8 protein-coding genes are annotated in these 11,288 nt (G+C 44.5%); 4 read left to right on the top strand and 4 right to left on the bottom strand.

The window, feature by feature from the left end:
* Positions 1 to 13: 13 nt before the first annotated feature.
* Positions 14 to 919 carry a LysR family transcriptional regulator gene (locus tag DUN60_RS21760; protein WP_004730495.1) on the top strand — a complete coding sequence of 302 codons (906 nt, stop codon included), beginning with the start codon at positions 14 to 16 and terminating at the stop codon, positions 917 to 919.
* A gap of 240 nt (positions 920 to 1,159) precedes the next feature.
* Here the strand turns inward: DUN60_RS21760 and DUN60_RS21750 are convergent, their stop codons facing one another.
* Both DUN60_RS21750 and DUN60_RS21745 read right to left on the bottom strand, forming a co-directional pair.
* Complete coding sequence (locus DUN60_RS21750) at positions 1,160 to 3,634, bottom strand: EAL domain-containing protein (protein ID WP_054546963.1); 2,475 nt, start codon at positions 3,632 to 3,634, stop codon at positions 1,160 to 1,162.
* Positions 3,631 to 4,749 carry a substrate-binding domain-containing protein gene (locus DUN60_RS21745; RefSeq protein ID WP_054546962.1) on the bottom strand — a complete coding sequence of 373 codons (1,119 nt, stop codon included), beginning with the start codon at positions 4,747 to 4,749 and terminating at the stop codon, positions 3,631 to 3,633. Before DUN60_RS21745 ends, DUN60_RS21750 begins: the two co-directional genes overlap by 4 nt.
* 81 nt (positions 4,750 to 4,830) lie before the next feature.
* Here DUN60_RS21745 and DUN60_RS21740 point away from each other — a divergent pair, with 81 nt between their 5' ends.
* On the top strand, positions 4,831 to 5,925 hold the full coding sequence (locus DUN60_RS21740) for a substrate-binding domain-containing protein (RefSeq protein ID WP_029221937.1): 1,095 nt from the start codon (positions 4,831 to 4,833) through the stop codon (positions 5,923 to 5,925).
* A 140-nt stretch (positions 5,926 to 6,065) separates the two neighbouring features.
* On the opposite strand, the gene DUN60_RS21735 is transcribed toward DUN60_RS21740, so the two are convergent.
* Together DUN60_RS21735 and DUN60_RS21730 are read right to left on the bottom strand one after the other, a co-directional pair.
* Positions 6,066 to 7,748: an alkaline phosphatase family protein gene (locus DUN60_RS21735; RefSeq protein WP_054546960.1), complete on the bottom strand. Its 1,683-nt coding sequence runs from the start codon at positions 7,746 to 7,748 to the stop codon at positions 6,066 to 6,068.
* A 129-nt stretch (positions 7,749 to 7,877) separates the two neighbouring features.
* Positions 7,878 to 8,666, bottom strand: a complete 789-nt coding sequence (locus DUN60_RS21730; protein WP_054546959.1) for a formylglycine-generating enzyme family protein — start codon at positions 8,664 to 8,666, stop codon at positions 7,878 to 7,880.
* A 136-nt stretch (positions 8,667 to 8,802) separates the two neighbouring features.
* On the opposite strand from DUN60_RS21730, the gene DUN60_RS21725 reads away from it, so the two are divergent.
* Positions 8,803 to 10,134 carry an anaerobic sulfatase maturase gene (locus tag DUN60_RS21725; RefSeq protein WP_114635425.1) on the top strand — a complete coding sequence of 444 codons (1,332 nt, stop codon included), beginning with the start codon at positions 8,803 to 8,805 and terminating at the stop codon, positions 10,132 to 10,134.
* 87 nt (positions 10,135 to 10,221) lie between these two features.
* Positions 10,222 to 11,280 carry a HEAT repeat domain-containing protein gene (locus tag DUN60_RS21720; RefSeq protein WP_114635424.1) on the top strand — a complete coding sequence of 353 codons (1,059 nt, stop codon included), beginning with the start codon at positions 10,222 to 10,224 and terminating at the stop codon, positions 11,278 to 11,280.
* Positions 11,281 to 11,288 lie beyond the last annotated feature (8 nt).

Here is an 11,288-nt window from a genome sequence, read left to right as displayed (position 1 = left end):
AATATGGAACTGTATGAAAAGTACCGAACTCAATCTAATTCCTATATTTGTCGCTATTTATGAAGAGCAGAACTTATCTAGGGCTGCTAATCGCATGGATATAAGCCAGCCAGCTGTGAGCAAAGCGCTTGCAAGGTTGAGAGATATCTATGACGAGCCACTGTTTCATCGAACTACTTCTGGCGTAGAGCCAACCACATTCGCTATCGATATCTATCCAGCAATGGCTGCTGCGCTTAAAAACTTTACTTCTACCTTATCCGCATCAAGAGATTTTGACCCTAAAACCTCTGGCCGTGTGTTTTCAATTGCCTGCGTTTCAGCAGCGAGTTATGAAATGATGCCAAGAGTCATGCAGTTAATCAGTCAAGTCGCACCTGGTATCGCATTAGAAGTTCATCCTCTATTTACGGAAGATTACGAGTCTGATTTAAGGCTTCAAAGACATGATGTCATTATCGATATGACGCCAAGAGGAAGAACCATGCTCAAGCATGAGGTGATCTCTAAAGAGGAACTGGTGGTGGTGTGCCGTAAAGACCATCCCACGATTGGTGACACTATCGATATGGAACAGTTTTTATCACTTGATCATGTGGTTGTTTCAAGATGGCATGCACGTAGAAGCTTATTGAGTTCTGAACACTACAGTGACCTTGAAAAACGTAGAATAGTCTATCGAGCTGCTGGCGTTGTTGAGATGCTGCCTGTTATTGAGGGCTCTGATTACATTGGAGTGCTACCTATGTCATCGGTGCGTTGCTTTTCTGAAAAATATGACGTTAAAACACTTCCTTTGCCATTTGAATTGGAAGACCTCGATATGTGTATGATTTGGCACCCCAGTCGCACTAATGAACCTAGTCACAAGTGGTTGCGCACTAAGCTCAAAGCGGCAGCAAAAGAGTTATCAAGTTAGCTTCTAAAGGGCATGGTCATAGAAAGCATTCGCGCAATTTTAAATGGAAAGAAAGCCAGTATCCCTGAGCTGAGGTAAGCGGTGTTTACTACAAGGGGACGGGATATTGACCTGCAAGTTAGAGTCATGTGTGACTCGTAAGATATGTTTCGCTTGGTGCTGCCCGGAGGCAGCCCTTGTTTAAACATAAATCAGTGAAAGAATTTAACTTACTGAATTGTTTAATTTAAGTAACGGATACTAAGCCTCTTTTGGGCTCTGTTCTGAGTTAAGCAAGAAGTAGGACACCCAATCATCAATAGGCAAAGGTCGCGCGAAGAAATAGCCTTGAGCGTATTTGCAACCGATCTGGCGCAGAGTCGTTACATGATTCTGGGTTTCAAGGCCTTCTGCAATCACTGAGAAATCGAGTATTTGCGCGAGCTTCAGAACCGCGCAAGTAATCTCATAATCTACTTTTGACGAGTTAATATCTTCAATAAAGCTTCGATCTAATTTTACGCAATCGGCGGAAAGATTCTTCAACACCGACAACGAAGAATAACCCGTTCCAAAATCATCGATAGCGATCTTGTAACCCTTAGAATGAAGTACCTCGATGGTCCTTGAACAGGTCTCGAAATCTCGCATCATATCCCTTTCTGTGATTTCCAGAAGCAGCTGATGAGGCTGACAATCTGTTTCGTCGAGTATCACTTGTAACTGGTCTGCGAGATCGGTCATATAGAACATTCTCGCTGAGAAGTTGATGGAAAAAATTACGCCCTGTAGCTCCATTCCCGCGCGTTGCCATTCGGTAATCAGATTCGCTACTTTCTTAAATACCCATTTATCAATGTCGATAATGAGATCACTTTTTTCGGCAACCTCAAGGAAATCGACGGGCGGTAATAAGCCCAGTTTAGGGTGACGCCAACGTATTAGAGCTTCGGCACCAATGATGTCTTGCGAGTCTAAGTTGACTTTGGGTTGGAAGAAGACTTCAAGCTCGTCATTGGCAATGGCTTGATGAAGCCCCATGTTGGTTTCAATCAAGTCATTTACCTCGTGAGTCATTTCGTCCGCGTAGACGCGATATTGATCTCGGCCGTTTCGCTTTGCGTGATACATTGCTGTGTCCGCATTTCTGATTAGAGTTTCACGATCTAAACCATGAGTAGGGTACTCACACACACCAATACTCGCCGATACAAAGATAGAATTATCATCGATGTAATAAGGCTTTCTTAACGCTTGATTTAAGCGGTCTGCGATAGGTTCGCCTTCGTCTAACCCAATGTTTGAGTAAACAACCAAGAACTCGTCTCCGCCCATTCGCGCAACAAAGCCTTTATCACCCACTAAGTTACTCAATATGTGCCCGACATTGACTAATAAGTTGTCACCTGGTGCATGCCCTAAAGAATCATTAATGGTCTTAAACTCGTCAATGTCGAGGTAGAACAGCAAGAAAGAGGCGTTGTTCTCATAGGATTTCCTGATCTCTTCATCTAACTGTTTGGTCGCCAATAGTCGATTTGCCAAACTGGTCAGTGGATCGTGGTGGGCGAGGAAGTCGAAATTCTTTTTTTCTTCCGTGAGGTCTAGGTATGCTTTAGATAGCCTTGAAGCCATATCATTATAGGCTTTCTCTAAGTGAGACCATTCGTCACTTCGGCCCAAGTTAATGGGGTTTTTTAGGCTTCCAGACTCTAGACGATCGAAGCCATGTCTCAGTGCATTGAGTGGCTTTCGAATGTGATGTCGAACAACGTGGTGAACCAACAACATCGATAATACAACGGCTGAAAAACTGATAATAATGGCGTTTAGTCTTGATAAACCGATCTCTTTTTCAAGCTGGTCGGTTAATTCTAAGGCTTGGCTTTGTACGCGTGACTCGGTTTTTTCTACCATCTCCAATAGGTCGCTTTGAGCGACTAAGAGTGAAGCCATCACCAACCAACGCTGCTCCAGGTTAGCTCTAATGCGCTTCAAAGCAGCGTTGTATCGTTTCACCGTTCGATTGATTCTTTTCTTCTCAGCAATAACCGCCGTCGTTTCGATATCAACGTTTTCTAAGTGGAGTAAGAATATATCGAGTTCTTTCTCGACTTCGATAAGCAGTACTTTCTCCGTTTCTGGCGTGATGCGACTGTGAATGTCTCCAACCATTTTTCCTGAGGTGAGGAACGACTCTCTCAACATGTTGATAAGATCTAATTCATTGTTATAACGAATGAAATTGGGTTGGTCTAAGTGCCTAAGCTTGCTGTCGGCTATCGCAAATTCGAGCTGATCAAGCTGTTCGGCTAAGGTGGCGTCGATCTGATTGGTCTGTTTTAGAATTCGATTCAATGCGAGCGAACTGCCTAAGAAACGGTGGAAGTTATCGATAAAGGCATCAATTTTTTGCGAGAAACCTTCGTTAGTTGATAGGTCTCTGAGTCGTTGAAGCTGGAAATCCACATTAAATGCTTCTTCCGACAGTGTGGTTTCACTGAACAAAAAAGTTTGTTCAAGTAGCTTAACTCGAGAGGTGAGCGTAAATACGCGTCGGCTGATTTCAGAGTTAACAATCAAGTCTGATACGTGTGTAGAAGTTTCGTTTTTAAGCGTCGACTCGACGTAATAGAGAGATCGAATCACCATGATGACGGCAAAGCTGACAATCAAAAGCGAAAGCAGGTTCGAAATAATGAGTCGTTGGGTAATGTTTATCTGAGGTAATTTCATTGTGGCTTCCAAATTTTCAGATACGCTTCACGGTAGCCATTTTTAGGGTCGTAGATGCCTTTGTCTGACTGGCTGATGAGCTCTTCAACATTATCGGGCGTGACGAGATGCACAGGGGCAGAGTACCCACTTGGCGGCATTTGATTAAATGCTCGGTTGAGTTCGTCGACTATTTGCCAGCCTTGTAGATATAAGGGCTCAGGTACTGTTGCTAGTTGGAATTGACCGCTATTGATTCTTTTGTACGCGGCCTTGCTACCATCACCCGCTGAGATATTTTGTGGTATTAACCGGTACTCCTCTAGGTTTGATTCCAAAGAAGGGATAGCATAATCAATGTACAGGTCGTTAATTGCCAGGAGATGAGTGACTTTCTCGCCGTACTTCTCATCTAGGTTCTTTAATGTCGCAGGCATTTGCTCGGCAATTTTATCGAGCGGTAAATAGTTAAGCTCAAGTACATCACAAGTGCTGCAACGCTTGATGGTATTGACCATCGCGTTGGCTTTGATCATCGCGATTTCATAGTTAGGGTCGGTGAACACCACGGTTCTCGCTCGACCGTTTGAGTTTACAATCGCGAGTAGCGCGGCCACTTCCGCCACATCGAGAGGGTCGGTGGTGATGTTGGTGTATAAACCTATTTCTGGATTACCACCGACAAGTTCAGTCGCGTGCCATCCAATGACTACAATTCCCAAATCTTCTGCTTGTTTCAAAATGGTTTTGTGTCGGACAGCGTCAATGCCGCCCAAAACAATGGCATCGGGTTCAAAACCAATCGCTTTCCTGATAGCTGCACCTTGGCGCACTTCTGATCCTAATCCATCGATGAATCTAAGGTGCCAATTGATGTTAGAAATGGCTTCAGATATGCCTTTCCCAACGCCATAAACGCCACCATTACGTAAATCAGACGCGACAAAAATAACGTTCTTTTCATGGCGCACAGCAGGGCCTTGTGTGGGGCCTTTCCACGTTCGCTGGTTGGAAACCGCACGCATCACTTTTTCTTCAGCATATTGGAAGAAATCGTCTTCATGATTACCCGCAAAACTCTGAGAGTAGCAAGTAATAGCGAGCAACAAACTCGCAAAATTTAATCTCTTATTCATATGGCTTATAAAACGCTTTAACTTATAATCGCTCTATATTTATAATAATGTTAATAAACATTCAAACATTTGGTAACAGTTATGCCGGGTCAAATTTGTAAAAACGTCTTGCTAACCCTACTGACAGCGTGTTTTTCCCTCCCTTTGTACGCCAAGTCCGACCGTATAAGGGTGGAGGCTGATGCTCAGAAACTCGAAAAATTTCAAGAGACTGTGAGTGGCGAACCGATTCTTTTGGCTCCAATGTCGGTAGAAAAACCGGTAAGAATTGCATTAATTTACCCAAGTGCAGATATTTCTGACTTTTGGACAAGAAATTACACAGCATTGAAGCAAAGGCTCGTCGCTTTGGAGTTACCATTTGAGATCAGCGAGTTCACCTCAAGGCAAATTGAGCACTCATTGCAGACCCAATACACCGAACAAGTGTTGAACTCTGAAACCCCTTACGACTTCGTTATTTTCGGTCCTTCTGAACTGGGTATTCAAGCTGAGAATATTCAAAAATTGTCTGCTTCGACAGAGTTCAAAACGTTTATTTGGGCTTTTCACACGCCCAATGAACAATGGAAACATCAACCGGATAGCTGGTTCGATTTTTCAAGCGCGATGGGGGCCGATGTCCTGTGTGACCATGTGGTGAAAGAGCTCGGTAACGACGTAGAATTTTCAGCGAATCGTGGGATACCGGGAATAACCGATACCCAACGCTCGCAAGGTTTCATTGATTGCGTGGAAGAGAAAGGTGATTGGCTAACAGTGTATGAGCATTTTGGGCAATACCAGAAGATAGGCGGTGCCGATGGAATTCGTTTAGTGCTCGGTAATTTCCCTGAGGTGACCATGGTTCACAATGCCAATACTGCGATGACCATGGGAGCGGTGGATGCATTAAACAATGCCGACATGTTGTCTGAAATCTATGTGACAGGTTGGGGCGGTACAGCGAAAGAGATTGAAAAGATTCGTACGGATGAATTGGATGCGACTCCAATGAGAATGAGTGATGACCTTGGTGTGGCAACGGCCGAAGCGATCAAGTTTCATTTGGAAGAGCGTGAAGCAGAAGTCCCACTGGTTTATTTAGGCCGTATCACGGTTGTGCACAACAAGATGAATGATGACCAGTTGGATCAGCTGACCAGAGAAGCGTTTCGATATTCTGGTAAGAACTAGGTTAGATTCAACCTATCCTTTATCGATCAAAAAGAGCCGCTTATCTGTTTCGACTGAATCAGTCTGAATATGATAAACGACTCTTTTAATGAGTGGGTGCTGGATTTGAAATCTAGCTCACGAAACCTTAGAGGTATACTCTACTCAGTGACCTCTTGTAACACCTCTCCAATTGATCCACTTGGTTGGGTTATACCCAGTTTGTTCGAAAGTGTTGGCGCAATGTCGTATGGCGTGATTGCCCGCGAGATCTTCTGAGCTTCAACGTCGTAGCCTGCGAAGATTACAGGCACATGCGTATCGTACTTCCATGGCGAGCCATGTGTAGAGGCTATTTGAAGGCCTTCCATGTCGTTAATGTAACTACGCGGTGCAAATACCACATACACGTCACCAGAACGAGCAGGGTGGTAGTTGTTTTTGATTAGCTGCATCACATGAGTATCAGGCACTCGGTTCGCTGCAATATCGCTGCTTGATACTGCAAACGCCACACCCTTCACTTTCGCTATTTCATCGGCGATCGCTTCCTGCACTTTAGCTAGGTCAAGTTTCTTCTCTGCGATTAAATCGTGATTCAGATAGATATAAGGCTGTGCATACAAGCGAATGGCGTCTTTGGATAAACCAAATTGATCCTTCAATCTTTTTTCTACGCCACTCGAGAGCAGTGTATCTTTATTGAAGTATTGAGCTTGATTAAAGCCAAGCGCATTTGCCGCAGGTGAAGATTCAGGGACACCATGATCGGCAGATAACACAATTAATGTATTTTTTAGTCCGACTTGGTTATCAACGGTTTTCAGAAGCTTGGCGATCGTCTTATCAAGTCGAATTAGGTTGTCTTCTGTTTCTAGGCTTTCAGGGCCGTATAAGTGCACCACGTAGTCGTTTGATGAGAAACTCACAGACAGATAATCGGTCACGTCACTTTGGCCTAGCTTCTCTTGCATCAACAGTGTGCTTGCAAAGTTTTCTGTGATCTCGTCACCAGCCGGGCTAACGGTTAGCGTTGTGCTGTAGTACTTGTAACTTGCAGGACCATAAGGGTGAGGGAAGGTGCGTTGGAAGTCACCGAGTTTCACTTTGTGTTCGGTATCGTGCTCTTGCAGCGTGTACTTCTCACGTGGTAACGAGAGCTCCCACTTCTGTTTCGAATACTGAGTAGCAATCGCTTTCTCGTTCCAACGTGATACCCAATCTGGATACTCGTCGTAGTAATAGTTACTGGTGACAAACTCAGATTGCGCTTTGGAGAACCAGAAGGCTTTACCACTGTGTCCCGCCAATGAGATAGCACCGCGGTCTTTCACTGATACACCGAACACTTTTGATTTGCCACTATTGGAAATCGTCAACTCGTCACCAAACGTGGTGGAAAGTATTGGCTCAGGAGAACGTCCATCGCCCTGTGCTGTCTTCTGCGTTGGGTCGATCTCAGTTGCTTTGTCGACACCCGCACCAGAGGTCAACATTTGGTAGTTACCGTCTTCTACGTTATACACCAAACGCTCTTCGCTACGGTCATACCAAACGTTACCTACCATGCCGTGTACGCTCGGTGGCGCACCTGTTGCGAGCGACACGTGCCCCACGATCGTTTCCGTGTTGCCATGTTGGTAATTCGCATTGGTGTAGTAAGTACCATCATCCATTAAGTACCGGAAACCGCCTTCACCGAAGTTGTGCTTATATCGTTCGATTAGGTCTGCGCGCAGGCCATCTACCGTGATTTGAAGGACTAGATCTGGCTTTTCCGCAGCCGAAACAGGGAAGGCACAGAGTAACGCGAGTGTAAGTCCTGAAAGCTTGGTGTATTGCATAGAGTTTCCTTATTCAGTATTGCAGCAGAGTTCTAAGGTTTGGTCAGATTTCTAATGTTTGTACAGTGCGAATCGTATTTTTAGGATTGTTTGTGAAGATTATTGAGTCATAACCGTCGGCATCTTTAGTTAGTTCGTATCCTTAACTAAACGCAGGCCCATATCTGACATAGTGATCGATTGGCTTGCGAAGTCGCGACGGTAACTTTCAGATTCATTTTCGTCATAAGCAAAGCTGCCACCGCGAACCGATTTATGTGATAAACCAACGTCGCTGTGTTTTGCATTGTTAGGATTGTCTGTTGGACCGAATCGGTAGAAGGTGTCATCGAAGGCATCAATCACAAACTCACCCACGTTTCCGGTCATGTCATATAAGCCTAGTTCATTTGGCTTCTTTAGCCCGACTGGGTGTGCGCTATTTTTAGAATTTGCTGAGTACCACGCAACATCATCTAAGTTATTGGAACCACTGTAAGTATAGCCTTTGCTCTTGTTGCCACCTTTCGCTGCAAATTCCCATTCAGCTTCAGTCGGCAGACGGTATTCTTCACCCGTAAGTTCGTTCAATTGTTCAACGAAGTAGTTCGCCTGTTGCCAACTTAAGTTATTGACCGGAACTTGTGGATTTTGGAAATAACTGAGAGATGAACCCATCACCGATTCGAACAATTCTTGAGTTACCTCAAACTTCGCAATGTAGAAACTATCTACAGTTATATTTCGCGCTGGTCGTTCAGCTTTGGTAGCTTCAGGATCGTTCGAACCCATGGTGAATGTACCACCTTCAACTAGCACCATTTCTTGGTCGATTTGTTGGGCTATAGGATGTGTAGGCACGCTCGCACAGCCGCTTAGGAAAATAGTCATGGTGACGCTGCTGATCGCCGCTAATTGTTTGTAATTGAAAAATTTCATCACGTGCCTCGAATGTTCGAAATAGAGGGCAATTTTAACGTTTAAGGTCATTCCTATTGGTTATAAAGGGTATAACATGCCACTGACTGAAATAGGCATTATGATGGCTACAGATACTAAGATAGGTAGATAAATCATGCACATTACTCAAGGTCCACAATACAATGGTAAGGCGTCTAAACGCTTGCATGTTATGGCTAAGCCAATTGGTGCAGCGTGCAACATTGATTGTAAATATTGTTATTACCTAAGTAAGCAAGATTTGTTGGAGTACAAGAAAGGCAGTTCTCCAAGAATGGATGATGAGACGTTAGAAACCTACATCCGACAATACATCGAAGGTCAAAATACGCCTGAAATTATCTTTTCATGGCAGGGCGGTGAACCGACCATGCTAGGTTTAGCGTACTTTGAAAGAGTGGTTGAACTACAGAAAAAGTACCGACCTGAAGGTGTGTTGATCTCAAACGATCTACAAACCAATGGCACATTATTGAATGACGACTGGGGCCGATTCTTAGCAAAGAACAATTTCCTAATCGGCTTGAGTATTGATGGCCCTGAAATGCTGCACAATGCGTATCGTGTTAACAGAGCAGGCCGTGGTACATTCAAACAAGTGATGGCGGCCGTTGAACTGCTGCACAAACACCAAGTGAAATTCGCAACGCTGACTTGTGTGAATAACCTCACCAGTCAAAATGCACTTGAGGTGTATCGCTTCCTACGTGATGTGGTGAAGTCTCCACAAATGCAGTTTATTCCTATCGTTGAACAGAAAACGTTCCGAACGGTTGCACCACAAACATCCCAAGTGAGCGAGCAGCTCAAACAAGGCGACAAACGCCTGATCCCCGGCCATAAAGACTCGATCATGGAATCGTGGTGTGTGTCGGATTTGGCTTGGGGTAACTTCTTGATCTCTGTATTTGATGAGTGGGCGAAGAACGACATCGGTAAAGTGTTCGTTCAGTATTTTGAAGCAAGTTTAGAAACATGGATAGGGCGTCCTAACCCGCTTTGTACTCTGAATGAGATATGTGGAAAGGGTTTGGCAATGGAGCCAAATGGCGACGTTTTCTCATGCGACCACTATGTCTACCCAGAATACAAAATCGGCAACATCCACCACGACAAGCTTGATGAGTTGGCGTATAGCGCGCCACAACAGAAATTTGGTTTTGCTAAATCACGCACATTGACCAGTCAGTGCCAGCAATGTGACTACAAGTTTGCTTGTCATGGTGAATGTCCTAAAAACCGCTTTATCAAAACTCGTGCCGGTGAACCGGGCTTGAACTACTTATGTGCAGGTTGGCACAAGTTCTTTTCTCATGTCGACAAGTCGATGGCGTATATCGCTCGTGCGATGGGGCACCCAGTGGCTCATGGCAAATTTAGCGATTCAGTATTGATAGCGCATCGAGCAAAACAGGCGCAACAAGCTACGTTCGAGACCAAGTTTTAACTCGTTTTTTGGGTCAACAGGTCCAAAACAAATTTAATCAGATACGAGTCTAAGGACAGGCTAAGTTCTCCAGTTTAAGGTAATACTATGATGAAGAAGAGTTTAGCGACGGCTGTTGCTCTATTAGTTTCAACGTCCGCAATGATTTCAACGTCTGCGATGGCAGCGAATAGCGTTCAGCAAACTGTTGACGCACCGGCACAAAATATCAATCAAGTGCTTGAAATGACGGACACACAAACCCGTATTCAACAGTTGTCTTACATGGCACAAGATCAAAATCAATCTGTTGAAAATCGTACTGGTGCACTGCAAGAGCTTGCTTCATACCCAAGCCAGAATGCGCTGGTGGCGGTGGCAAGAGGTTTGAAAGATCAAAACCCTGAAGTTCGTGAAGCGTCGGTTATCGGTTCTGCACCGTATCAATTGGAGCACCGTTGGGCGTTGGTTTTTCCTTTGCTAAAAGACAGTGATTCGATGGTGCGTCACACAGCGACATCCAATTTAGTTCGTGATTACAATACGTTAGATGACGAGCAGAAAGCTCAAATAGAACAGCCTGTTGCTGAGCTAATCACATTTTTGGAAACACAAGAATCTGAAAAGTTTCAATTGTTGTTTGCTGATGTTTTACGCTGGCATAACGAATGGGAAAAAGCGGAAACTATTTATGTTGAGCTAGTGCAGTCCCATGGCAACAACGCCCAAGTTTGGTTGAGCTATGCAGATAACTTTAGAGCGCAAACTAAAGATCAAGAAGCAGTTGCGGTGTTAGATCGTGGTATTGAGCAAGTGCCAAACAACGCGGCACTGCATTACTCTAAATCACTGACTTTAGTTCGCTTAGAAGAAAAGAAACAAGCCGCTCAAGAGATCGAGGTCGCCGCGAACCTTGCAAAAGACAACAGCTACTATTGGTACTTGAATGGGGTACTACAAGAAGAGCTGGATATCGACAAATCGACTAAATCGTTCGAGAAGGCGTATTTGATCTCTGGCTCTCCAGAGCAGTTATACGCGGTATGCGATATTTATGTACGCTATGGCAATGAAAAAACCGATGATTGCTTGGGTGAGCTAGGTAAAGTGGCTCCTGATTATGTTATTGAGCAGTTGAAAGAGAAACGAGTCGCGCCAAGCTCATAATATTTAGA

Origin of the sequence: Vibrio splendidus (genome assembly GCF_003345295.1) — a bacterium.
GTDB classification, from domain to species: domain Bacteria; phylum Pseudomonadota; class Gammaproteobacteria; order Enterobacterales; family Vibrionaceae; genus Vibrio; species Vibrio splendidus_K.
This window is presented reverse-complemented; position numbering and strand designations above follow the sequence as displayed.